We start from the raw sequence: 23786 nt of genomic DNA on the forward strand, positions 1-23786 counted from the left end.
GCTAGGCGCCCTCGCGCAGCGCGGCCAGTCGCCGGATGGCCTCGTCGAGGGTGTCGTCGCGTTTGCAGAACGTGAAGCGCACCAGGTGATTCCATACCTTGGCTTGTTCAGCCGCGTGGGACGCCGCCGGATCGCAGAACGCAGACATCGGGATGGCGGCCACGCCGACCCTCTCCGGCAGGGCCGCGCAGAACGCGGTGCTGTCGTCGTACCCGAGCGGGCGCGGGTCGGCGCACAGGAAGTAGGTGCCGTCGCTGTCGTGCACCGCAAAGCCGATCTCGGTGAGCCCGGCCGCCAGCCGATCCCGCCGGGCCTGCAACGACCGGCGCAGGCAGGCCACCCAGGCGTCCTCGGTGTCCAGCGCCAGGGCCACCGCCGGCTGGAACGGCGCCCCGCCGACGTAGCTCAGATACTGTTTCGCCGCACGCACCCCGGTGATGAGTTGCGCTGGCCCGCAAGCCCATCCGATCTTCCACCCGGTGCAGTTGAACATCTTGGCCGCGCTGGAGATGGTGATGGTGCGCTCGGCCATGCCGTCGAAGGCGGCCAGCGGCAGGTGCTTCCTGCCGTTCGGGCCGTCGAACACCAGGTGCTCGTACACCTCGTCGGTGATCACGAGGAGGTCGGCCGCCACCGCGATCTCCGCGATGGCCGCGAGATCGGCCGCGCTCAACACCGTGCCGGTCGGGTTGTGCGGCGAGTTGACGATCAGCGCGCGGGTCCGCGGCGTCACCGCGCGCCGCAGGGCGTCGGCGTCGAGGGCGAAGCCGCGCCCGTCGGGGACCAGCGGCACCGCGACGCGGTGCGCGCAGGCCATCGCCACCACCGGGGAGTAGGAGTCGTAGAACGGTTCGATCAGGATCACTTCCGAGCCCGGCTCGACCAGCCCGATCACCGCCGCGGCGATGGCCTCGGTCGCGCCGACCGTCACCAGCACCTCGGTGTCGGGGTCGTACTCGACGCCGAAATGCCGCCGCCGGTGCGCGGCGACCGCCTCGCGCAGCGGCGCGATCCCGATCCCGGGCGGGTACTGGTTCGCGCCCGCGGCGATGGCGTCCTGCGCGGCCTTCAGCAACGCCGGCGGCCCGTCCTCGTCGGGAAAGCCCTGGCCGAGGTTCACCGCGCCGATCCGCGTGGCCAGCGCCGACATCTCGGCGAACACCGTCGTCGCGTACGGCCGCAGCCGCGACACCGTCATAGAGGTTGAGCCTAAGGCCGGCGCTCCCACCGAGCGTGCGGCTGGCCGCACGTTCGGCGCCGAGCGTGCGGCTGGCCGCACATTCGGCGTTCTGGCCAGCGCCATTACTCCCAACCAACAGGTTGGTTTAGGGTGTAATCCGGATCCGAACCCCCATTTGTGAAGAGGAACCCGACATGTCCGAAGAAGCCTTCGTCTACGAGGCCATCCGCACCCCGCGCGGCAAGCAGAAGAACGGGTCGTTGACCGAGGTCAAGCCGCTGAACCTGGTCGTCGGCCTGATCGAGGAGCTGCGCAGGCGCAATCCCGACCTGGACGAGAACCTGATCAGCGACGTCATCCTGGGCTGCGTGTCACCGGTCGGTGACCAGGGCGGCGACATCGCCCGCACCGCGGTGATCGCGGCCGGCATGCCCGACACCGTCGGCGGCGTGCAGCTCAACCGCTTCTGCGCCTCCGGGCTGGAAGCCGTCAACACCGCCGCCCAGAAGGTCCGCTCCGGCTGGGACGACATGGTGCTCGCCGGCGGTGTGGAGTCGATGAGCCGCGTGCCGATGGGCTCCGACGGCGGCGCGATGATGGCCGACCCCGCCACCTCCTACGACGCCTACATCGTGCCGCAGGGCATCGGTGCGGACCTGATCGCCACCATCGAGGGCTTCTCCCGCGACGACGTGGACGCCTACGCGCTGCGCTCGCAGCAGCTCGCGGCCGAGGCGTGGTCGGGCGGCTACTTCGCCAAGTCGGTGGTGCCGGTCCGCGACCAGAACGGCCTGCTGATCCTCGACCACGACGAGCACATGCGCCCCGACACCACCATGGAGGGCCTGGCCAAGCTGAAGCCCGCCTTCGAGGGGCTGGCCGCGATGGCCGGCTTCGACGACGTGGCGCTGCAGAAGTACCACTGGGTCGAGAAGATCAACCACGTCCACACCGGAGGCAACAGCTCCGGCATCGTCGACGGCTCCGCGCTGGTGCTGATCGGCTCGGAAAAGGCGGGGAAGGCGGGCAATTTGACGCCCCGCGCCCGCATCGTCGCCACCGCCACCACCGGCTCCGACCCGACGATCATGCTGACCGGCCCGACGCCGGCCACCCAGAAGGCGCTCGACCGGGCGGGCCTGACCGTCGACGACATCGACCTGTTCGAGCTGAACGAGGCATTCGCGTCGGTCGTGCTGAAGTTCCAGAAGGACCTGAACATCCCCGACGAGAAGCTCAACGTCAACGGCGGCGCCATCGCGATGGGTCACCCGCTGGGCGCCACCGGCGCCATGATCTTGGGCACCATGGTCGACGAGCTGGAGCGCCGCAACGCCCGTCGCGCGCTGATCACGCTGTGCATCGGTGGCGGCATGGGCGTCGCGACGATCATCGAGAGGGTTTAAGACCATGGCAGAGAACACGATTCAGTGGGACAAGGACGCCGACGGCATCGTCACCCTGACCCTGGACGACCCGACCGGGTCGGCCAACGTGATGAACGAGCACTACAAGGAGTCCATGCACAAGGCCGTGGAACGCCTTGTCGCCGAGAAGGACTCGGTCACCGGCGTGGTGATCACCAGCGGCAAGAAGACGTTCTTCGCCGGCGGTGACCTCAAGCACATGATCAACGCCGGCCCGGAGAACGCCGGCGAGGTCTTCGCCGAGGTCGAGGACATCAAGCGCGACCTGCGTGCGTTGGAGACCCTGGGCAAGCCGGTGGTGGCCGCCATCAACGGCGCGGCGCTGGGCGGCGGGCTGGAGATCGCGCTGGCCTGCCACCACCGCATCGTCGCCGACGTCAAGGGCGTTCAGATCGGCCTGCCCGAGGTCACGCTGGGTCTGCTGCCCGGTGGCGGCGGCGTCACCCGCACGGTGCGGATGCTGGGCATCCAGAACGCGTTCGTCAACGTGCTGAGCCAGGGCACCCGGTTCAAGCCGGCCGCGGCGAAGGACAACGGGCTGGTCGACGAAATCGTTTCCAGCGTCGAGGAACTGGTGCCCGCCGCCAAGGCGTGGATCAAGGCCAACCCCGAGGCCCACACCCAGCCGTGGGACGTCAAGGGCTACAAGATCCCCGGCGGAACCCCGAGCAGCCCGGCGCTGGCGGCGATCCTGCCGTCGTTCCCGTCGCTGCTGCGCAAGCAGCTCAAGGGCGCGCCGATGCCGGCGCCGCGCGCCATCCTGGCCGCGGCCGTCGAGGGCACGCAGGTGGACTTCGACACCGCCACCCGCATCGAGAGCCGCTACTTCACCGAACTGGTCACGGGCCAGGTCGCCAAGAACATGATCCAGGCGTTCTTCTTCGACCTGCAGACCATCAACGGCGGCGGCTCGCGTCCGGAGGGGATCGGCAAGACCCCGATCACCAAGATCGGTGTGCTCGGCGCCGGCATGATGGGCGCCGGCATCGCCTACGTCTCGGCCAAGGCCGGGTTCGACGTGGTGCTCAAGGACGTCAGCCTCGAGGCCGCGCAGAAGGGCAAGGGCTACTCCGAGAAGCTGGAGGCCAAGGCGCTGGAACGCGGCAAGACCAGCAAGGAGCGCTCCGACGCGTTGCTGGCCCGCATCACGCCGACCGCCGACGCGGCGGACTTCGCCGGCGTCGACTTCGTGATCGAGGCGGTGTTCGAGAACCAGGACCTCAAGCACAAGGTGTTCCAGGAGATCGAGGACGTCGTCGAGCCGAACGCGGTGCTCGGGTCCAACACCTCGACGCTGCCGATCACCGGTCTGGCGACCGGCGTGAAGCGGCAGGAGGACTTCATCGGGATCCACTTCTTCTCGCCGGTCGACAAGATGCCGCTCGTCGAGATCATCAAGGGTGAAAAGACATCCGACGAGGCGCTGGCCCGCGTGTTCGACTACACCCTGGCGATCGGCAAGACCCCGATCGTCGTCAACGACAGCCGCGGTTTCTTCACCTCCCGCGTGATCGGCACCTTCGTCAACGAGGCGCTGGCCATGCTCGGTGAGGGCGTCGAGCCGGCCAGCGTGGAGCACGCCGGTTCGCAGGCCGGGTACCCCGCGCCGCCGCTGCAGCTGTCCGACGAGCTCAACCTGGAACTCATGCACAAGATCGCCGTCGCCACCCGTAAGGGCGTCGAGGACGCCGGCGGCACCTACGATCCGCACCCGGCGGAAGCCGTCGTCGAGAAGATGATCGAGATCGGGCGGTCCGGCCGGTTGAAGGGTGCGGGCTTCTACGAGTACGTCGACGGCAAGCGGACCGGCCTGTGGCCGGGGCTGCGCGAGACGTTCAAGTCGGGCTCGTCACAGCCGCCGTTGCAGGACATGATCGACCGGATGCTGTTCGCCGAGGCGCTCGAGACCCAGAAGTGCCTCGACGAGGGCGTGCTGACGTCGACCGCCGACGCGAACATCGGGTCCATCATGGGCATCGGCTTCCCGCCGTGGACCGGTGGCAGCGCGCAGTTCATCGTCGGGTATTCCGGTCCGGCCGGTACGGGCAAGGAGGCCTTCGTGGCCCGGGCCCGCGAGCTTGCCGAGAAGTACGGCGAGCGCTTCAACCCGCCGGGTTCGCTGACGTAGTTTCCGCGTGTGCGAAGGCCCCCGAACACGGTGTGTTGGGGGGCTTTTGCTCGCGTCGAGATATAACTGGCTGCGACGTTCGCCGGCGTGTCGTCGCAACCGTTTATGTGTCGCGGCCCGCGCGCCGGCCTCAGCCGATGGCGGCCGCGATGCGGCGCCACTGCTCGCGGGGGAATTCCCTCGGGTCTCCCGTGAGCACCTGCACGCAGACGTGGTCGGCGCCGGCCGCGTGGTGCTCGGCGACCCGGGCCAGGACGGCCTGTTCGTCGCCCCACGCGATGATCGCGTCGACGAGCCGATCGCTCACCTGCGACAGGTCCTCTTCCGAAAACCCGCTGCGCAGTAAGTTGTTCGCGTAGTTCGGCAGCCCCAGGTATCCCCTGAGGAAGTCGCGCCCGATGCGGCGCGCCTCGTCCGCGTCCTCGGTGAGGACGACGCCCTGTTCCGGCAGCAGCAGCGGTCCCTCGCCCAGCACCGAACGGGCGAAGGCGGTGTGGTCGGGGCTCACCAGGTAGGGGTGGGCGCCGCGTCCGCGCTCGGCGGACAGCTCGAGCATCTTCGGGCCGAGTGCGGCGAGAACCCGCCGATCGACGGGGACCGGGCGCTGGGCCTCGTCCAGCCCGTCGAGGAACGACGCGGTGGCCGCGAGCGGCTTGCGGTAGCGCCCAGGCTCTTTGGCGTCGATCAGGGGCGCGTGGCTGACCCCGATTCCCAACAGGAAGCGGTCACCGTGCTCTTCGGTCAGCGTGGCGAGAGACTCGGCGACGTCGCCGGCCGAGTGCATCCACAGGTTGAGGATCCCGGTGGCGATCACCGTGCGCTCGGTCGCCGCGAGCAGCCGCCTCACCGCGTCGAGCACGGACCCGCTGACGTCGGGTATCCACAGCGCCGTGAAACCCAACTCATCCAATTCCGCTGCGGCTTCGGCGGATTCGGCTGGGTCGCCGTAGTGCAATTGGCTGCTCCAAATGCCGACACCGGTCAGATCCATGCGGGTCATTCCTCTCGTGACTTGAGCGCTTGACTGTCGATTGCGTCGTAGTCGGGCACGCGCATCGATTCGTGCATCCGCACGCCCTTGGTGTTCAACTTCGCCAGCGTCCGGGAGAGCGAGCCCGGCATCGATGAGACCAGCTGTAGCCCAAGGGTCAGCGCCCAGACTCCCGCCCGCGAACCGGGGATGATGGTTCGGGCGGCGCCGCGCGCGAAGGCCCGGCTGAGGTGCACGGGCTCGCGCATCGCCAGCTCGTAGGCGGCGAACGCGCGCAGGTGGTCGCCGTCCGCCCGGGCCAGCTCCCCGGCCAGCACGTAGGCGCCGAGGACGGCGAGGCTGGTGCTGCCGCCGACCGCGGGACCGGGGCAGTAGCCCGCGTCACCGACCAGGGTGACCCGTCGGCGCGACCAGATGTTCATGCTGAGTTGGCTGATCGCGTCGAAGTAGAAAGCCGGCGTCCGGTCGATTTCCTCCAGCCAGCGGTCCACGCGGGGATGCATGCCCGCGTACGCGCCGCGCAGTATTTCCTGCTGCCGCAACAAATCTCGGTGATCGTAGTCGAGTTCGGCCTTGCTGCGGAACATGAACACCACCCGGGCGTCGTCGAGGTGCTCGGCGGTGTAGATCGCCGCGAGCCGGCCGACCCCGAGATGGCCGACCATCTCGTTGGGTTCGGCCAGCGACTTCGGTGCGGACATCACCGCCAGGTAGCCGCCGAGGAAGCGGGTCAGGCTGTCCTCCGCGCCGAAGGTCAGCCGCCGTACGTTGGAGTGCAGCCCGTCGGCGCCGACGATGACGTCGAACCTGCGGGGCGGGGCATGCTCGAATGTCACGGCGCCGTCGTGGTCGATGGCCGTGATGGAGTCGCCGAACAGGTACTCCACGTCGTCGCGGGCGGCGTCGTAGTAGATCTCGCTGAGATCGTCGCGCATGATCTCGACGTGCCGGTCCGACGCGACGCCGACGAGCTTGGTGAGGTCGACGACGGTGGCTCCCGGTCGGCCTTCCCGATACATGGTCATGCGATCGGTGCCCGTGGCGAGCGCCTCGATGCGCGGCAGGACGCCCATCTTCGTCGAGATCTCCATCGCCGGGCGGAACAGGTCGACGGCGTGGCCCCCGGTCTTGCGCAGCGTCGACGCGCGCTCGACCACGGTGACGTCGATGCCTCGGCGGGTCAGCCAATACGCCAGCACCGGCCCGGCGATGCTGGCACCGGAGATCAGAACCCGCATGGGCGTCAGCCTACGGCCGAGACCCGCGGCGCGGCTCAGCGGATGCTCGCGCTACGGGTCTAGTTCTGGTCCTGCGCGTTCTGGGTGAAGATGTCGCCGGACGTCTGGCCGTTGTCGTTGACGAAGTTGGTGTCGTCGGTGGCGAACGGCGCGGCGGCCGGGAGGCCGGACGCGAAAGCCGTTGCGGTGCCGGTTGTGTGCGCGGCGGCGGACAGCGCAAGCGTCGCGGCGGTCGCTGCGCCGGCGAAGATCAGTCGCGCCGTGTGGACGTGCCGACGCCGCGATGGAGTGACCGGGTGCCCGATGTTGGTCATGCATCCTGTTTAAGGGTCGGCCGTCAGCGGCGGCTATGGCCGAGCTATTGATCCGCTGTGAGGCTGACGGCGCTAGAGTCCGTTGCTATGCGCTTTGGTCTCTTCATTCCGCAGGGCTGGCGAATGGATCTGGTCGGCATCGAGCCCGACAAACACTGGGCGGTGATGCGCGACCTGGCCGCCTACGCGGACGACACCGCATGGGACTCGCTGTGGGTCTACGACCACTTCCACACCGTCCCGATGCCGACGGGTGAAGCCACCCACGAGGCGTGGTCACTGATGGCGGCCTACGCGGCGACCACGTCGAGGATCAAGCTCGGCCAGATGTGCACGGCCATGAGCTACCGCAATCCGGTCTATCTGGCCAAGGTTGCAGCGACCGCCGACATCATCTCCGGCGGCCGGATTCAGATGGGCATCGGCGGCGGGTGGTACGAACATGAGTGGCGCGCTTACGGTTACGGCTTCCCGCCGGCCAGGGTGCGGCTGGCCCGGCTGGACGAAGGTGTACAGATAATGCGCGACGCCTGGCGCGACGGCAAAGTCAGCTTCGACGGCGAGCACTACCAGGTCGACGGCGCGATCGTCGCCCCGAAGCCGCTGCAGGACAATGGGATACCGATGTGGATCGCCGGGGGCGGTGAAAAGGTGACGTTGCGCATCGCCGCCAAGTACGCGCAATACACCAACTTCAGCCCGGAGCCCGAGGCGTTCGCGCACAAGTCGGAGGTGCTGGCACAGCATTGCCGCGAGGTGGGCACCGACTTCGGGGCGATCGTCCGTTCGGTCAACGTCAACGCGGTCGTCGGCCCATCGGAGGGTGACGTCAAGGACCGGCTGCAGCGGGTGCGCGACCGCATGGCCGGCTACGTGCCCGAGGCGGCGGCGGACGCGATGATGGCCAACACGAGCGGACCGGATTCGGCGGCGGGCACGCCCGAACAGGTTATCGAGCGGATCGCGAAGCTCCGCGACCTCGGCTGCGAATACGCGATCTGCTACTTCCCGGAGGCCGCGTACGACCGTTCCGGCATCGAGTTGTTCGAGCGGGAGGTGATTCCCGCGCTGAGCTAGGAGCGATCGCGAGCGCGGCGAAGCCGGGCGAAGCGGGTCGCGACCGTGAGTCAGATATCGGTGGTGGAGTAGCGGGTCTTGACGGGGGCGGCGGCGAGCAGCGGAGGCAGCTCGGTCAGTTTGCCTTCACCGGCCCGGAAGGCGCGGTACGCCTCGTCGTGCTCGACGCTCTGCCAGAGCTCGTAGATCAGCCAGTGCGCCTCGTCGTCCTCGTCGACGAGCACGTCGGTCCCGAGGTTGCCCGCGAAGGCGCGGGTGTCCTTGAGCGCTCGGCCCATGACCTCGCGGGCCGCCTGCACCGCGTCGGGCTTGAACCTGAGCTCGAGTGTCACCGTCACCGGCATGGTGGTCTCCTCACGTCGCACGCATCCTCGCCAAGATAGCTCGGCCGGCCAAGACCGCGGCGACCCGTATGCAACGAGAATGCGCTTTCCACTTTTCGGAAACCTGTTATACGGTTCAGTGAGCAATATTCTGTTGCGCACTGTGGACGCTCCTGGAGGATCCCTCGATGCAGAAGGCGCTGGCCCCCGAAATCTCGACCTGGCCCGACGAGAACCCGCAGCTCATCGGGAGTCGCTGTGGCAGCTGCGGTGCCACCACCTTCCCGGTGCAGCAGTGGTGCCCGCGGTGTAGCGGCGGGGAGATGACGGAATTGTTGTTGCCGCGCCGCGGAACCCTGGTCGCGTGGACCACCCAAGGTTTCCCGCCCGGGGCGCCCTTCGCCGGTCCGACCGGGAAGGACTTCGTGCCGTTCGGCGTCGGCCTGGTTCAGCTGGGCGACATCATTCGGGTCGAGGGACGGCTGACCGAGAACGACCCGGCCAAGTTGCAGTTCGGTCAGGAGGTCGAGCTGACCATGGTGCCGTTGACCACCGACGAGGAAGGCGCCGACGTCATGACATTCGCCTTCCAGCCGGTCTAGAAAGGAGCGTCAGATGACGAACGACGTTGCCATCATCGGCGTCGGCCTGCACCCGTTCGGCAGGTTCGACAAGACCGCCATGCAGATGGGGGCCGAGGCCATCCAGGCCGCGCTCACCGACGCCGGTGTGGAGTGGAAGGACATCCAGTTCGGCTTCGGCGGCAGCCACGAGGTCTCCAACCCCGACGCGGTGACCCGCCTGGTCGGGCTGACCGGTATCACCTTCACCAACGTGTTCAACGCCTGCGCCACCGCCGCGAGCGCCATTCAGCAGACCGCCGACACCATCCGGCTGGGCAAGTACGACATCGGCATCGCGATCGGTTTGGACAAGCATCCGCGTGGCGCGTTCACCGATGACCCCGCCAAGCTGGCACTGCCGCAGTGGTACGCGCAGAACGGCCAGTTCGTCACCACGAAGTTCTTCGGCATGAAGGCCAACAAGTACCTGCACGACCACAACATCTCCCAGACCACCCTCGCCAAGGTCGCCGCGAAGAACTTCCGCAACGGCGCGCTGAACCCGAATGCGTTCCGCCGCAAGCCGATTCCCGAGGAGGAGATCCTCAACTCGGCCGTGCTCAACTACCCGTTGACCCAGTACATGTTCTGCGCGCCCGACGAGGGGGCCGCCGCGGTGATCATGTGCCGCGCCGACATGGCGCACAAGTACACCGACAAGCCGGTCTATGTGCGCGCCTGCGAGATCCGGACCCGCCGCTACGGCGCCTACGAGGTGCACGCCACCTTCGCCCCGCCGGACGAGGACGTCTCGCCGACGGTGTACGCCGCCAAGGCGGCCTACGAGGCGGCCGGCATCGGGCCCGAGGACGTCGACGTGGCCCAGCTGCAGGACACCGACGCCGGAAACGAGGTCATCCACATGGCCGAGACCGGCCTGTGCGCCGACGGGGAGCAGGAGAAGCTGGTGGCCGACGGGGCCACCGAGATTCACGGCCCGATGCCCGTCAACACCGACGGCGGCCTGATCGCGAACGGCGAGCCGATCGGCGCGTCGGGCCTGCGCCAGATGCACGAGCTGGTGCGCCAGCTGCGCGGCGAGGCGGGCGAGCGTCAGGTGCCCGGCAACCCGCGCGTCGGCCTGGCGCAGGTGTACGGCGCACCGGGCACCGCGTCGGCGACGATCCTGTCGCGCTAGATCGCCGGGCCCAGCAGGTCGTCCGCGTCGCGGATGACGTAGCCGTAGCCCTGTTCGGCCAGGAAGCGCTGGCGGTGCGCGGCGTATTCGGCGTCCAGGCTGTCGCGGGCCACGACGGAATAGAAGATGGCGCCGCCGCCGTCGGACTTGGGCCGCAGCAACCGGCCCAGCCGCTGGGCCTCCTCCTGGCGCGACCCGAAGGTGCCCGAAACCTGCACCGCGACAGAGGCTTCCGGTAGGTCGATGGAGAAGTTGGCGACCTTCGACACCACCAGCGTCGACACCTCGCCGCGCCGGAAGGCGTCGAACAGCGCCTCGCGCTCCTTGGTGCGGGTCGAGCCCTGGATCACCGGGGCGTTCAGTTCGGCGCCGAGCTCGTCGAGCTGATCCAGATACGCGCCGATCACCAGGGTCTGCTCGCCGGGATGTTTCTCCAGGATCGACCTGACCACCGCGATCTTGGTGTGCACCGTCGAGCACAGCCGGTACCGCTCCTCGGGTTCGGCCGTCGCGTACGTCATCCGCTCGCTGTCGGTCATGGTGACCCGCACCTCGACGCACTCGGCCGGAGCGATCCAGCCCTGCGCCTCGATGTCCTTCCACGGCGCGTCGTAGCGCTTCGGCCCGATCAACGAAAACACGTCGCCCTCGCGGCCGTCCTCGCGGATCAGCGTGGCGGTCAGGCCCAGCCGCCGCTTGGACTGCAGGTCGGCCGTCATCCGGAACACCGGCGCCGGCAGCAGGTGCACCTCGTCGTAGATGATCAGCCCCCAGTCGCGGCTGTCGAACAGCTCCAGGTGCCGGTACTCGCCCTTGGTGCGGCGGGTGATCATCTGGTAAGTCGAGATGGTGACCGGCCGGATCTCCTTGCGTTCGCCCGAGTATTCGCCGATCTCGTCCTCGGTCAGCGAGGTGCGCGCGACCAGCTCGCGCTTCCATTGCCGCGCGGCCACGATGTTGGTGACCAGGATCAGCGTCGTCGCACCGGCTTTCGCCATCGCGGCCGCGCCGACCAGTGTCTTGCCGGCGCCGCACGGCAGCACCACCACCCCGGAGCCCCCGGCCCAGAACGAGTCCGCGGCCAGCTGCTGGTAATCGCGCAGATGCCAGCCGTCCTGATCCAGGCTGATCGGGTGCGCCTCGCCATCGACGTAACCGGCGAGATCCTCTGCGGGCCAGCCGATCTTGAGCAGCATCTGCTTGACCCGGCCGCGCTCGCTGTTGTGCACGACGACGGTGTCGTCGTCGATCCGCGCGCCCAGCATCGGCGCGATCTTCTTGTTGCGCAGCACCTCCTCGAGCACCGCGCGGTCCAGGCTGACCAGCGTCAGGCCGTGCGCGGGATGCTTGACCAGTTGCAGCCGGCCGTAGCGGGCCATGGTGTCGACGATGTCGACCAGCAGCGGCTGGGGCACCGCGTACCGGGAGAAGCTGACCAGCGCGTCGACGACCTGTTCGGCGTCATGGCCGGCGGCTCGGGCGTTCCACAGCGCCAGCGGCGTGATGCGGTAGGTGTGCACGTGTTCGGGTGCGCGTTCCAGCTCGGCGAACGGCGCGATGGCGGCGCGCGCCTCGCCGGCCAGCTCGTGATCCACCTCGAGCAGCACCGTCTTGTCGGACTGCACGATCAATGGTCCGTCGGTCATAAGGTCATTATCCGGAGCCGGCCGACACCACCGACGTGATGCGGTGGATGGCGAAGTCACGCAGCCGCCCCGACGCCGAGTCGAAGGCCACCAGCTGTCCGCCCTTGATTGTGATCGGCGACACCACCCGCTGCGTGGCCACGCCGGCCGCGTCGAGGTAGCCGATCACCAGGGTTTCCTGGTCCTTGGCCGCGCGCTGCAGCAGCGACATGGTGACCGCCGGGTCGACGCGGATGTTCCCGAAGGGCGCGGCGGTCACCTTCCGCAGCACCGAGACGACGGCGTTCAACGTCTCGCCGCTCGGGCGTGGCGGCGGGCGGTACGGGCGGCGCTGCTGCGGCGTGGGCACCCTGGCCCCGCGCGGCCGGACGTCGACGATGGAACCGGTGGAATCCTCGGCGGCCGGGGCGAAGCCCGCCTTGCGCAACGCGGCGAGCACCTCGGCGATCGGCGCCGGCGACACCGCCACCGTCGGCGCCAGCGCACGCAACTGTAGCTCCTCGGCGGCCGCCACGGCCTGTGCCAGCAGTGCCGGGTCCTCGCACCGCACGAACGAAGTGGCCATGCCGATCCGGAGCTGGCCATGCCGCCGGGCCACGTCGTCGATGAGATAGGTAAGCCCCTGCGGCACAGGAGTTTTGGAGTGCTTGGCGAAAAGGTCGTGCATCCAGTCGCGGGTCTTGCCGACGTCGAGGGCGTGTCGGATGGACTGCTCGCTGATGCGGTACACCATCGCAGTGCCGGCCGATTCGACGGTGGCGACCGTGGCCAGGTCGTCGGCGAGGTCGCGCTGCAACGGCCCGGGCACCACCACGGTCAGGTCGGCCTGCACCAGGAAGTGGTCGATCGGCGGCGGCATCGCCCGCGTCATCGCGTGCACCGCGGCCTCGGGGTCGCCGGCTTCGTCGAGCAGTGCCCGGCCGGGTGTACTGATCGCCCCGCGGCCCACCAGGCCCATCGCATGGCCCTCGGTCAGGAGGTCGGCGACGGGTTGCGGCTGCAGCCGCCTGGCCCAGCGCGGACGCCGCCAGATCAACGCCGCCGAAGCGGTGACCGCGTCCACGCCGGCACCGGGCGGCAGCCCGCACAGCATGCCGAGCAGCAGTCGGCGATCCAGCGGAGCGGCCGTCGAATACAGCGAATCCGTCAGCGCGCCATAGGGTTTGGCATCCGGGCCGCGAGTGCCGATCAGCGCCGGCCGGCTGGGCAGATCGAGCCAGGTGCCGGCCAGCAGGTGCCAGCGCTCGGCGGGGGGCATCGCGGTGAACCGTTCGGTGGCGGCCGTGGGGGCCCAATACGGCCCGTCGCCGTCGGGGGGCTCCGGGTCGGGCAGCCCGCTGGCGATCAATCCCGCCGCGGCGGCGATCTCCAGGATCAGGCCCAGCCGCGGCTCCTCGATGCCCGTCGCCTTGGCCAGCCGCTTGACCTCACGAATCCCCAGTCCGCCGCTGCGCAGCTCGGAAACCGGTGCGGCGCCCAGGGTTTGCAGCAGCAGGTCGAGCTCGCGCAACAGGTCGATGACGGCTCCCGCCGCCACCGCGTCGACGTCGGCGGGACGGTTGGTCGACACGATCGGGTCCGGGGCCGTCAGCTGCAGGGGGCCGGGGTCCTCGCCGCGCAACACCTGCCCCACATGGCGGGGCAGGATCACCGTCTCGGCATCGATGCGCCGCAGCAGGCCCTTCGCCAGCAGTTGCGGCACCGGCCGCTCCGCCGGGGCGCCGGGCGCGGCGTCGCGGGTGCGGCCCATCGGCGAACCTTCGAGCAGCTTCTCCAGCACGTCGAGCTGCGCCTGGTCGAGCCCGTCGATGAGGGCGGCGATCTCTTCGCCGGTCCGGGAGCTGTCCTCGAGCGTGACCTGCCCGGGATGCCACGGCAACGCATGGCCGGCGTCGGCGGCCACCCGGACGGCCGTCTCGCCCCAGACCAGGGCGCGCTGCCTGAGGTCGTCGAGCGCGCCGAGCACGTCGGCCTCGTCGGCGCGATCACCGATGAGGGCCAGCAGCTTGGCGGTCGGCACCGGGGTGGAATCGGCCTGCAGCACCAGCAGCGCGTCGAGCACCGCCAGCCGGAGGAAGTCCAGGTCGTCGGTGGCGGCCTTGACCGACTGGCGCGCCTGTGCCCGCGCGGCCAGCGCGGCGATGCTGCCGGGCGGGGGCTGCGCGAGGTCTGGCCGGAGTTCGAGCAGCCGGATCAGCCGCTCGTCGGGTAGGTCGGCCAGCCAGGACCCCAGCGGGATATCCGGGGTGTTGTCGGTCATTGCTGACCAGCGTAAAGCAGGCGGCGGACCCAACGGCCACGCGCGCACGGCCTTGCGCTACACGCGCGTGCGCGACCTGTCAGAATGGACCGCGTGGCTGAAACTCCTGAGGGCAGGGCGCGCAAGACCAACTACGTCGACAACGGCTGGCCGACGACGGACCCGGACGACCACGCCGTGAGCGAACTGGTCAGCGACCGGACGGGCGCGCTGTCGCCCTACGGCGAGCTGGTGTTCCCGCTGCCCGCGACCGACCTGCCCTACGTCCACCCGGTGACGGTCGTCAACCGGTAGGCCGCTCGGATGGCTAGGGCCTCTGAGGCCCCTGAGGTCCCCGAGGCCTCGGCGGGAACGCTGTCGCACCTCGACGAGCGCGGCGCGGCGCACATGGTCGACGTCACGGAGAAGGGCGCCACCAAGCGCACCGCCGTCGCCGCGGGCGCGCTGCGGACCTCGCCGCGGGTGGTGGCGCTGATCTCCACCGGCGGCCTGCCCAAGGGCGACGCGTTGGCCACGGCGCGGGTGGCGGGCATCCTGGCGGCTAAGCGCACCAGCGAGCTGATCCCGCTCTGCCATCAGCTGGCGCTCACCGGGGTCGACATCGACTTCGCCATCGGCGAGTCGGACATCGAGATCACCGCGACCGTGCGCAGCACCGACCGCACCGGGGTGGAGATGGAGGCGCTGACCGCGGTCAGCGTCGCCGGGCTGACGCTCTACGACATGATCAAAGCGGTCGACCCGGCCGCTCGCATCGACGACATCCGGGTACTGCGCAAGCAGGGCGGCAAAAGCGGAAGCTGGGAGCGGTGATGAGCGCGCGATCCGCACGGGTGATCATCGCTTCGACCCGCGCGTCGGCAGGGGCGTATGACGACCGGTGCGGGCCCATCATTGCGGAATGGCTCGAGCAGCAAGGGTTTTCGTCGGTACAGCCGGAGGTGGTCGCGGACGGGGAGCCGGTCGGGCAGGCGTTGCATGCCGCGCTGGACGCCGAGGTGGATCTGATCATCACCTCGGGCGGCACCGGCATCTCGCCGAGCGACAGCACGCCCGACCAGACGGTCGCGGTGCTGGATTACATGATTCCAGGACTCGCCGACGCCATCCGCCGTTCCGGGCTGCCCAAGGTGCCGACCTCCGTGCTGTCGCGCGGCGTGTGCGGCGTGGCCGGCCGGACGTTGATCGTCAATCTGCCGGGTTCCCCCGGCGGGGTGCGCGACGGCCTCGGGGTGCTCGCCGACGTTCTCGACCACGCGCTGGACCAACTCGCCGGCGGGGATCACGAGCGATGACGCACGTCCTGCGCGCCGCCATGACCGAAGAGCCGATCTTTCTGGCCGAGCACGAAGAACTGGTCGGCCACCAGTCGGCCGGAGCCGTCGTCGGGTTCGTGGGCATGATCCGCGACCACGACGGCGGCCGCCGGGTGGTGCGGCTGGAGTATTCCGCGCACCCGTCGGCCGCGGAGGTCCTGGCCCAGGTGGTGGCCGAGGTCGCGGAGGAATCCAGCGGCGTGCGGGCCGTCGCCGCCAGCCACCGCATCGGCGTGCTGCACATCGGTGAGGCCGCGCTGGTATCGGCCGTCGCCGCCGACCATCGCGGGGCGGCGTTCGACACCTGCACCCGCCTGGTGGACACCATCAAGGCGCGGCTGCCGGTGTGGAAGCACCAGTTCTTCGATGACGGCACCGAAGAGTGGGTGGGCTCGGCCTAGAGCCGCCGGGCCTGTTACCGACTCGGCGGCGTCAGCCTGCCTGAGGCGGCTGCGCCAGCGCGTCCAGTGCGTCGTTCCCGTGGATGTCCGCGCCGCGGATGGCTTCCCACAGTTGCCTGGTGTAGCCGACGTTGGACGCGGGCTGCGGTGGGGCCGGCGCGTCGACGACGGGCGCGTCAGCGGGTGGCGCGGGCGGCAGGTCCGCGGGCGGCGGCGCCGGCGCGTCGGCCGGGGGAGCCGGCGGGACTGCGTCGGCCGGGGGAGCCGGCGGGACCGGCGCGCCGGCGGGGGGGGGGGGGGACGGGCCGAAGGAGGTCAGCTGCACCGGCGGTGCCGGATCCGCGGGCGGCGGGGGAGGCGGCGGCGGAGCGTCCGGCGGGGGCGCATCGGCGGGCGGCGGAGCCAGCGGGCCGGGGCCGCCGTTGAGCCCCGGCGCGTCCAGCGGGGCATCCATCCCCGCCGGCGCGGGGGCCGGCACCTCGCGCGGTGTGGCGCCCGACAGCGGGCCGCCGCAGACGGGCCAGGCGCCGCGGCCCTGAGTGGCCAACACCCGCTCGGCGACCGCGATCTGCTGTTCCTTGGTGGCCAGTTCGGCGGACGGGGCGTACTGGCCACCGCCGTGCGAAGCCCACGTGGCTGCGCTGAACTGCACGCCGCCGTGGTAGCCGTTGCCGGTGTTGATGGCCCAGTTGCCGCCCGACTCGCAGCGGGCTACTTGGTCCCACTCGCCGTCGGTGGCCGCGGCCGCCTGGCCGGCGAGGGCGATGCTGCCGCCACCAAGAACCGCCCCCGTGAAGGCGATCTTGGCGACGCTGATGCTGGAAGTGGTGGGCTTACGATGACGTCCACTCATGCGCGCGCGAATATTCCTCTCTCGTGACGCGCCTACGAGGTCAGCTGTCGGGTTCGGGTTGGAGAGGCCACCCGGCCAACGCCGTACTCCCATGGGAGCCGGCGTCGGCTTCACCCCAAGGAGCCGCAAGCGGCTCCAGTCCGATCGCGGTGGACCGGTGGGTCCCCCGCCTCCATCCAAAATGTCGGTGTCCCCCACCTATGGATGGAGCTCGGCGCGATAGGTGTAGGAGGAACGCCGTTCGGTCGATTGACGAACCCTCGGAGACGCTAGCGCCTTCTGTTCGTCTCGTCACGTCTTGCGAAACCCGGCGTTTCCCTCACGGCCATGTGCGAAAAGCCCAGGAACACTAGGGATTTGCGCAGGTCATGGTGCCCGATATCGCGGCGTGATTTTGCCGTTATCGTTCCGTTACGTGAGGTATCTCACAGTTTCAGCCGCCGGCGAAGGGCGGTAAGACATCGATCGTGTTACCGGGGCGCAACGCCGCCGTTTCGTCGCGGACCGCGATGCCGTCGCAGAGATACGAGCAGCGGCTCAACACGGTGGCGAGGCGGGATCCACGAACGGCGAGCCGCTCGACCAGCCCGGCGACCGTCGTGCCGGCACGCACGACCAAATTCTCCGCGTCGACTCCCGCGGCGGCGCGCGCGGCGGCGAAGTAGCGGACCGTCACTTCGATGCCCTGCGCTTCGGCGGGGGCCTCCGTCGGGCTAGCCACCGATCGCGCTCATCGGCCGGACGGGCTGGACGAAGTCGGGATCGTTGATGCCGTGGCCGGCGGGCTTGGCCCACATCGCACCACGCCAGGCCGCCTCGATCGCGTCGTCGTTCGCGCCGCCGCGCAGCAGCCCCCGGAGATCGGTCTCCTCGGTCGAGAACAGGCAGCTGCGAACCTGGCCGTCGGCCGTGAGCCGGGTGCGGTCGCACGTGGAGCAGAAGGCATGAGACACCGACGCGATGACGCCGAATTTGCCGCTCGGGGTGCCCGGGCCGGTGTCGACCAGCCAGAGCTCGGCGGGCGCAGACCCGCGCGGCGCCGGGTCCGGGCGCAACCGGAAGTGCGGGCGCAGCGTCGCCAGCACATCGTCGGCGCTGAGCGCGGCGCCGCGGCGCCACTGATGCCCGGCGTCCAGCGGCATCTGCTCGATGACGCGCAGCTGATGGCCGTGCTCGAGGCAGAACCGCAACAGGCCGACCACGTCCTCGCGACCTGTCACCGGGTCGAGCACCGCGTTGACCTTGACCGGCGTCAGACCCGCCTCCTTTGCGGCCGCCAGGCCGTCCAGCACGTCGGCGAGCCGGTCCCGGCGGGTGATGGCCGCGAAGTGGTCACGGTCCACGCTGTCCATCGACACGTTGACGCGGTCCAGGCCCGCCTCGGCGAGCGCGGCGGCCCGCCGCGCCAGGCCCAGACCGTTGGTGGTCAGCGAGATCTCGGGGCGCGGCGTCAGTCCGGCCGCCGCGGCCACCACCTCTTCGAGGTGGCGCGCCAGCAACGGCTCACCCCCGGTGAACCGCACGCTGGTGATGCCGAGGCGGGTGACGGCGATGTACATCAGCCTGGCGAGCTCGTCGGGCCGCAGCAGTTGCTCTCCGGGCAGCCAGTCCAAGCCCTCGGCCGGCATGCAATAGCTGCAACGCAGGTTGCAGCGATCGGTCAGCGAGACCCGCAGGTCGGTGGCGGCACGCCCGTAGGTGTCCACGAGCGGGCCGCCGGCGGGAGCGTCTCGGGCCGCGGCGCCGGCAGTGCGGCCCGGCACCGTCGGTAGGCCCAATGCCGTCAGCGTCATGCGGGCACCGCCCCGAATCGGCCCGGCGAGTCGGGCGAGCTCACGGGAACGATCTCCTTGCCCAGCGGCATCAAAGACACCGGGATCAACTTGAGATTGGCCAGCGCCAGCGGGATGCCGACGATCGTCACCGCCATCGCCGCGGCGCTCACCAGGTGACCGATCGCCAGCCACAACCCGAACAGCACTATCCAGACGACATTTCCGATGAGGGCGCCCGTCCCGGCGGTGGGCTTGTCGACGATCGTCCGGCCGAACGGCCACAACGCGTACGACGCGATGCGAAGCGACGCGAAGCCGAAGGGAATGGTGACGATGAGCAGAAAGCTGACGAGCGCCGCGAGCAGGTATCCGGCGGCCATCCACAGGCCGCCGAACACGAGCCAGATGATGTTGAGGATCAGGCGCATAGCTCCCCTCCAAACGGTAATGCCAGGGTACCCAGTGCCGGGTAACGGGGGTGCTCGGCAGGCGGGCAGCCGAGTAGGATCAGGATTCAACATGCGTCCTGCGCAGGCGGGACGCTTCTTGCGTCACCCAATCCAGTGATCCGTCAGACAAGCAGGTGAGACCAGTGCCGACCGGCAAGGTTAAGTGGTACGACGCCGAAAAGGGGTTCGGCTTCCTGTCGCAGGAGGACGGCGAGGACGTCTACGTCCGCTCGTCGGCGTTGCCCGCCGGGGTCGAGGGGCTCAAGGCGGGACAGCGGGTGGAATTCGGCGTCGCCTCCGGCCGGCGCGGACCGCAGGCCTTGAGCCTCAAGCTGATCGATCCCCCGCCCAGCCTTTCCAAGACGCGGCGGGAGGCGGCGCCCGTCGAGCACAAGCACAGCCCCGACGAGTTGCACGGGATGGTCGAGGACATGATCACGCTGCTGGAGGGCGCCGTGCAGCCCGAGTTGCGTAAGGGTCGCTACCCGGACCGCAAGACCGCCCGTCGGGTCTCCGAGGTGGTCAAGGCCGTGGCCCGGGAGCTCGACTCCTAACCGGCGTCGACTCGCAGCGAACCGGTGCGCCGTGAAGCTACCCGGTGGTAACTTCGACATTCGTAGGTCGTAATGTCTGGCCCACCAGCCGGTACTCAGGCCTCGAATGTGAGTCGTTAGCGAGGAGGCGGCGATGGCACAGCAAGCGCAGGTCACCGAGGAGCAAGCCAGGGCCCTCGCCGAGGAATCCCGCGAAAGTGGTTGGGACAAGCCGTCGTTCGCCAAAGAACTCTTTCTCGGCCACTTTCCGCTGGACCTCATCCATCCGTTTCCCAGGCCGTCGGCGGCCGACGAGGAGCGCATCCGCGCCTTCCTCGACCGGTTGCGCGAATTCCTCGAAGGCGTCGACGGTAGCGTCGTCGAACGCGACGCGCAGATCCCGGACGAATACGTCAAGGGTCTGGCCGGATTGGGCTGCTTCGGCATGAAGATCCCCACCGAGTACGGCGGCCTGGGCATGTCGCAGGTCGCCTACAACCGGGCACTGGTGATGGTTTCGTCCGTCCACCCCGCGCTCGGTGCGCTGCTGTCGGCCCATCAGTCGATCGGGGTGCCGGAGCCGCTCAAACTCGCGGGGACCCCCGAACAGAAGCAGAGGTTCTTGCCGCGGTGTGCCGCCGGCGCGATATCGGCGTTCCTGCTCACCGAACCCGACGTCGGCTCCGACCCGGCGCGCCTGGCATCCACGGCGACACCGATCGAGGACGGCAAGGCGTACGAGCTCGAGGGCGTGAAGTTGTGGACGACCAACGGCGTGGTCGCCGAATTGCTGGTGGTCATGGCGCGCGTGCCCAAGAGTGACGGGCATCGCGGGGGCATCAGCGCCTTTGTCGTCGAGGCCGATTCGCCCGGGATCACCGTGGAGCGGCGCAACTCGTTCATGGGTTTGCGCGGCATCGAGAACGGTGTGACCAGGCTGCACGGCGTGCGGGTGCCCGCCGAGAACCTGATCGGCCGGGAAGGCGACGGCCTGAAGATCGCGCTGACGACGCTCAACGCCGGGCGGCTGTCGATCCCCGCGAGCGCGACCGGCTCGTCGAAGTGGGCGCTGAAGATAGCCCGCGAATGGTCCGGCGAGCGCGTGCAGTGGGGCAAGCCACTGGCCAAACACGAAGCGGTGGCGAGCAAGATCTCTTTCATCGCCGCCACCACCTATGCGCTCGACGCCGTGCTCGAGTTGTCCGCGCAGATGGCCGACGAAGGCCGCAACGACATCAGGATCGAGGCGGCGCTGGCCAAGTTGTGGTCCAGCGAGATGGCCTGCCTCATCGCCGACGAGCTCGTGCAGATCCGCGGCGGGCGGGGCTACGAGACCGCGGAGTCGCTGGCCGCGCGCGGCGAGCGCGCGGTGCCCGCCGAGCAGGTGGTGCGCGACCTGCGGATCAACCGCATCTTCGAGGGATCGAGCGAGATCATGCGTCTGCTCATCGCGCGGGAGGCGGTCGACGCCCATCTGACCGCGGCCGGCGACCTCGCCAAGCCCGACACCGGTCTGCGGGAGAAGGCCGCCGCGGCCGTCGGCGCCAGCGGATTCTACGCAAAGTGGTTGCCGCAGTTGGTGTTCGGTGAAGGGCAGCGGCCCACCGCGTACAGCGAGTTCGGCCCGCTGGCGGCACACCTGCGGTTCGTCGAACGCTCCACGCGCAAGCTGGCCCGCAACACCTTCTACGGGATGGCGCGCTGGCAGGCCAGGCTCGAGCAACGGCAGGGGTTCCTGGGCCGGATCGTCGACATCGGCGCGGAGCTGTTCGCGATGTCCGCGGCGTGCGTCCGCGCCGAGGGGCAGCGGGCCGCCGACCCGGCCGTCGGTCGGCAGGCATACCAGCTGGCCGAAACGTTCTGTGAGCAGGCGACGCTGCGGGTGGAGGCCCTGTTCGAGGCGCTGTGGTCCAACACCGACAGCAGCGACGTGCGGCTGACCCGTGACGTGCTGGCCGGGCACTACACCTGGCTGGAGGACGGCATCATCGATCAGTCGGAGGGCACCGGTCCGTGGATCGCCCACTGGGAGCCGGGGGCTTCGACCGAGACCAACCTGGCGCGCCGCTTCCTGACCTGAGTTCCCGGGCAGAATTGTCGCCATGGCCTCCTATGTCGCCCCGGCGGGCGAATTCACCCGTGACACCAACTACATCACCACCCGCATCACGGCCGACGGACGCGACGGTTACCCGGTGGAGCCCGGACGGTATCGGCTTGTCGTGGCCCGCGCCTGCCCGTGGGCCAACCGCGCGATCATCGTGCGGCGGCTATTGGGCCTGGAAGACGTTCTCTCCATTGGGTTTTGCGGCCCCACCCACGACGAGCGCAGCTGGACTTTCGACCTGGACCCGGGCGGCGTCGACCCGGTGCTGAAGATCCCGCGGCTGCAGGACGCCTACTTCAAACGCTTCCCCGACTACCCCAAGGGCATCACGGTGCCGGCGATCGTCGACGTGCCGAGCGGCGCGGTGGTCACCAACGACTTCGCGCAGATGACGCTGGATCTGTCGACCGAGTGGACCGCCTACCACCGCGACGGCGCACCGCGGCTCTACCCCGAGCCGCTGCGTGCCGAGATCGACGAGGTGAGCAAGCGGGTCTACACCGAGATCAACAACGGCGTCTATCGCTGCGGTTTCGCCGGCTCGCAGCAGGCCTACGAGGCGGCCTACGACCGGCTGTTCACCGCGCTCGACTGGTTGAGCGATCGCCTTTCCGGGCAGCGCTACCTGGTGGGCGACACCATCACCGAGGCCGATGTCCGGCTGTTCACCACGCTGGCCCGCTTCGACCCCGTCTACCACGGGCACTTCAAGTGCAACCGGAGCAAGCTGTCCGAGATGCCGGTGTTGTGGGCCTACGCGCGTGACCTGTTCCAGACCCCCGGCTTCGGCGACACCGTCGACTTCGTCCAGATCAAGCAGCACTACTACATCGTGCACGCCGACATCAACCCCACCCGTATCGTGCCCAAGGGCCCCGACCTGGCCGGCTGGCTGACCCCGCACGAGCGAGAGGCGTTGGGCGGCAGGCCGTTCGGGGACGGCACCCCGCCCGGGCCGCCGGTCGAGGGGGAGCGAGTGCCGGCCGGCCACGGCGCCTGAGATCTTCCCGCCGAGCGTGGAGTCGTTGCGAGAAATTGTTGTGTTTTCACGCAACAACTCCACGTTGGGCGCGTCATAGTGGGCAACCAGCCGCGAGCAAGGCGCGATGCACGCGCGCGACGACGACGTCCGGTCGGTTTCGTAGCATCTCGGCGCTGACGCGGACGATCGCCCAGCCACGCGCCTCGAGTTCCGCCAGTCGGTCGATGTCGCGGCTTCGCTGCGCAGGATCGGTCCAATGGTGCGCGCCGTCGAATTCGACGCCCACCTTCCACTCCTCCCATCCCATATCGATCCGGGCCACCACCAAACCCCATTCGTTGAGCACCTCGATCTGGGTCCGAGGCCGTGGCAACCCGGCGCTGACCAGGGCCAGACGGGTCTTCGTCTCGTACGGCGATTCCGAGCCCCCATCGGCCAGGTGCAACACCCGTCGCAACTGAATCAACCCGCGGGCGCCGCGATGGCGGTCGGCGATCAGCTCGATGTCAGCAGCCTTCACCCCTGTTGCATGCATGAGAGCGTCCAGCCGAATCACGGCCGTTGTCAGGCCTTTTCGCCTTCCGAGGTCGAATGCCGTGCGGGCCGGCGTGGTCATGCGAATGCCGTCGCGCGCAGACGTTTCGTCGTCGTCCAAGGTGTCGCTGTGCACAATGATGCCGCGCGCCTTATGGCGGCTGGGTCGGTTCAGTTCGGCCGGCAGCCAGTGGTCGATCCAAGCCGTGCGGTGCAACGCCGCGGCGGACAGGCCCGCCAACGTCGCGGTCCGCTCGGACCACAGCCAGGCGGCGACCGCTCGGGTTACGGGCGTCAACTTCAGGCCGCGACGGATGTAGACGTTGCGATGGACCATCTCGAAATCGGTGCGTAACCGATGCCGGTTGAGGACTCCGGCCGCGAGCGCGTCGGTTCCTCTGAACGGCCAATCCAGGATCTCCATGCGCACACGGTGCCGGTCGCCACCGACACCCGCGGTCCAACGTCGAGTTGCTGCGGGAAATCACGTG

The 23786-nt window shown here is 69.3% G+C and carries 24 protein-coding genes and 1 riboswitch; of the genes, 12 read left to right on the forward strand and 12 right to left on the reverse strand.

Annotated features, from left to right (window positions below):
• Position 1: 1 nt before the first annotated feature.
• Complete coding sequence (locus A5705_RS19150) at positions 2-1198, reverse strand: pyridoxal phosphate-dependent aminotransferase (RefSeq protein ID WP_067874972.1); 1197 nt, start codon at positions 1196-1198, stop codon at positions 2-4.
• A 176-nt stretch (positions 1199-1374) separates the two neighbouring features.
• Between A5705_RS19150 and A5705_RS19155 the strand changes: the two genes are divergently transcribed.
• Both A5705_RS19155 and A5705_RS19160 read left to right on the forward strand, forming a co-directional pair.
• A complete protein-coding gene (locus A5705_RS19155; RefSeq protein ID WP_067874969.1) occupies positions 1375-2586 on the forward strand; it encodes an acetyl-CoA C-acetyltransferase in 1212 nt (403 codons plus the stop codon).
• Positions 2587-2590: 4 nt separating this feature from the next.
• Positions 2591-4735 carry a 3-hydroxyacyl-CoA dehydrogenase NAD-binding domain-containing protein gene (locus A5705_RS19160; protein WP_067874966.1) on the forward strand — a complete coding sequence of 715 codons (2145 nt, stop codon included), beginning with the start codon at positions 2591-2593 and terminating at the stop codon, positions 4733-4735.
• Positions 4736-4865: 130 nt separating this feature from the next.
• Here A5705_RS19160 and A5705_RS19165 read toward each other — a convergent pair whose 3' ends face one another.
• Genes A5705_RS19165 through A5705_RS19175 form a run of 3 tightly spaced genes read right to left on the reverse strand, consistent with a single transcriptional unit; the run spans position 4866 to position 7278 of the window.
• Positions 4866-5726: an LLM class F420-dependent oxidoreductase gene (locus A5705_RS19165; protein ID WP_067875272.1), complete on the reverse strand. Its 861-nt coding sequence runs from the start codon at positions 5724-5726 to the stop codon at positions 4866-4868.
• Positions 5727-5731: 5 nt separating this feature from the next.
• Positions 5732-6964 carry an FAD-dependent monooxygenase gene (locus tag A5705_RS19170; protein ID WP_068279277.1) on the reverse strand — a complete coding sequence of 411 codons (1233 nt, stop codon included), beginning with the start codon at positions 6962-6964 and terminating at the stop codon, positions 5732-5734.
• 59 nt (positions 6965-7023) lie between these two features.
• The gene (locus A5705_RS19175) at positions 7024-7278 is read right to left on the reverse strand and encodes a hypothetical protein (protein ID WP_068279280.1); all 255 of its coding nucleotides are present in this window, start codon (positions 7276-7278) and stop codon (positions 7024-7026) included.
• Positions 7279-7365: 87 nt separating this feature from the next.
• On the opposite strand from A5705_RS19175, the gene A5705_RS19180 reads away from it, so the two are divergent.
• On the forward strand, positions 7366-8355 hold the full coding sequence (locus tag A5705_RS19180) for an LLM class F420-dependent oxidoreductase (RefSeq protein ID WP_068279283.1): 990 nt from the start codon (positions 7366-7368) through the stop codon (positions 8353-8355).
• Positions 8356-8405: 50 nt separating this feature from the next.
• Here A5705_RS19180 and A5705_RS19185 read toward each other — a convergent pair whose 3' ends face one another.
• Positions 8406-8699, reverse strand: coding sequence for a putative quinol monooxygenase (locus A5705_RS19185; RefSeq protein WP_067874954.1), 294 nt, complete (start codon positions 8697-8699; stop codon positions 8406-8408).
• 167 nt (positions 8700-8866) lie between these two features.
• Here A5705_RS19185 and A5705_RS19190 point away from each other — a divergent pair, with 167 nt between their 5' ends.
• Both A5705_RS19190 and A5705_RS19195 read left to right on the forward strand, forming a co-directional pair.
• Positions 8867-9280 (forward strand): Zn-ribbon domain-containing OB-fold protein, encoded by a 414-nt coding sequence (locus tag A5705_RS19190; RefSeq protein ID WP_068279286.1) that lies wholly within the window; start codon positions 8867-8869, stop codon positions 9278-9280.
• A 13-nt stretch (positions 9281-9293) separates the two neighbouring features.
• Positions 9294-10439 carry a thiolase family protein gene (locus A5705_RS19195; RefSeq protein WP_068279288.1) on the forward strand — a complete coding sequence of 382 codons (1146 nt, stop codon included), beginning with the start codon at positions 9294-9296 and terminating at the stop codon, positions 10437-10439.
• Here A5705_RS19195 and A5705_RS19200 read toward each other — a convergent pair.
• Positions 10436-12085 (reverse strand): DNA repair helicase XPB, encoded by a 1650-nt coding sequence (locus A5705_RS19200; RefSeq protein WP_068279291.1) that lies wholly within the window; start codon positions 12083-12085, stop codon positions 10436-10438. The genes A5705_RS19195 and A5705_RS19200 overlap by 4 nt on opposite strands.
• Before the next feature lie 7 nt (positions 12086-12092).
• Positions 12093-14345: a helicase-associated domain-containing protein gene (locus tag A5705_RS19205; RefSeq protein ID WP_068279293.1), complete on the reverse strand. Its 2253-nt coding sequence runs from the start codon at positions 14343-14345 to the stop codon at positions 12093-12095.
• Between the two features lie 93 nt (positions 14346-14438).
• On the opposite strand from A5705_RS19205, the gene A5705_RS19210 reads away from it, so the two are divergent.
• From A5705_RS19210 to A5705_RS19225, 4 genes are read left to right on the forward strand one after another with little or no spacing between them, the layout of a single operon-like run.
• Complete coding sequence (locus tag A5705_RS19210; RefSeq protein ID WP_197516901.1) at positions 14439-14639, forward strand: hypothetical protein; 201 nt, start codon at positions 14439-14441, stop codon at positions 14637-14639.
• A gap of 9 nt (positions 14640-14648) precedes the next feature.
• Entirely contained in the window at positions 14649-15158 is a 510-nt protein-coding gene (gene moaC, locus A5705_RS19215) for a cyclic pyranopterin monophosphate synthase MoaC (protein WP_082956562.1), read from the forward strand.
• Positions 15158-15640: a molybdenum cofactor biosynthesis protein B gene (locus tag A5705_RS19220; RefSeq protein WP_067874935.1), complete on the forward strand. Its 483-nt coding sequence runs from the start codon at positions 15158-15160 to the stop codon at positions 15638-15640. Before moaC ends, A5705_RS19220 begins: the two co-directional genes overlap by 1 nt.
• Positions 15637-16062: a molybdenum cofactor biosynthesis protein MoaE gene (locus A5705_RS19225; RefSeq protein ID WP_068279297.1), complete on the forward strand. Its 426-nt coding sequence runs from the start codon at positions 15637-15639 to the stop codon at positions 16060-16062. Before A5705_RS19220 ends, A5705_RS19225 begins: the two co-directional genes overlap by 4 nt.
• Before the next feature lie 31 nt (positions 16063-16093).
• On the opposite strand, the gene A5705_RS19230 is transcribed toward A5705_RS19225, so the two are convergent.
• From A5705_RS19230 to A5705_RS19245, 4 genes are all read right to left on the reverse strand, one after another.
• The gene (locus A5705_RS19230; protein WP_068279300.1) at positions 16094-16915 is read right to left on the reverse strand and encodes a transglycosylase family protein; all 822 of its coding nucleotides are present in this window, start codon (positions 16913-16915) and stop codon (positions 16094-16096) included.
• A 13-nt stretch (positions 16916-16928) separates the two neighbouring features.
• Positions 16929-17142: riboswitch (cyclic di-AMP (ydaO/yuaA leader) on the reverse strand.
• 206 nt (positions 17143-17348) lie between these two features.
• On the reverse strand, positions 17349-17636 hold the full coding sequence (locus A5705_RS19235) for a MoaD/ThiS family protein (protein ID WP_067874930.1): 288 nt from the start codon (positions 17634-17636) through the stop codon (positions 17349-17351).
• The gene (gene moaA, locus A5705_RS19240; protein ID WP_067874927.1) at positions 17629-18708 is read right to left on the reverse strand and encodes a GTP 3',8-cyclase MoaA; all 1080 of its coding nucleotides are present in this window, start codon (positions 18706-18708) and stop codon (positions 17629-17631) included. Before moaA ends, A5705_RS19235 begins: the two co-directional genes overlap by 8 nt.
• Positions 18705-19118, reverse strand: coding sequence for a YccF domain-containing protein (locus tag A5705_RS19245; protein ID WP_067874924.1), 414 nt, complete (start codon positions 19116-19118; stop codon positions 18705-18707). Before A5705_RS19245 ends, moaA begins: the two co-directional genes overlap by 4 nt.
• 164 nt (positions 19119-19282) lie before the next feature.
• On the opposite strand from A5705_RS19245, the gene A5705_RS19250 reads away from it, so the two are divergent.
• The 3 genes from A5705_RS19250 to A5705_RS19260 all read left to right on the forward strand — a co-directional run bounded on the left by A5705_RS19250 (position 19283) and on the right by A5705_RS19260 (position 22779).
• On the forward strand, positions 19283-19693 hold the full coding sequence (locus tag A5705_RS19250; protein WP_067874920.1) for a cold-shock protein: 411 nt from the start codon (positions 19283-19285) through the stop codon (positions 19691-19693).
• 133 nt (positions 19694-19826) lie between these two features.
• Positions 19827-21752: an acyl-CoA dehydrogenase family protein gene (locus A5705_RS19255; RefSeq protein WP_067874918.1), complete on the forward strand. Its 1926-nt coding sequence runs from the start codon at positions 19827-19829 to the stop codon at positions 21750-21752.
• A 22-nt stretch (positions 21753-21774) separates the two neighbouring features.
• Positions 21775-22779, forward strand: coding sequence for a glutathione S-transferase family protein (locus A5705_RS19260; protein WP_068279303.1), 1005 nt, complete (start codon positions 21775-21777; stop codon positions 22777-22779).
• 73 nt (positions 22780-22852) lie between these two features.
• On the opposite strand, the gene A5705_RS19265 is transcribed toward A5705_RS19260, so the two are convergent.
• Positions 22853-23719, reverse strand: coding sequence for an endonuclease domain-containing protein (locus A5705_RS19265; RefSeq protein WP_068279306.1), 867 nt, complete (start codon positions 23717-23719; stop codon positions 22853-22855).
• Between the last annotated feature and the right edge of the window lie 67 nt (positions 23720-23786).

The organism is Mycobacterium sp. E787 (assembly GCF_001668725.1).
GTDB lineage: Bacteria > Actinomycetota > Actinomycetes > Mycobacteriales > Mycobacteriaceae > Mycobacterium.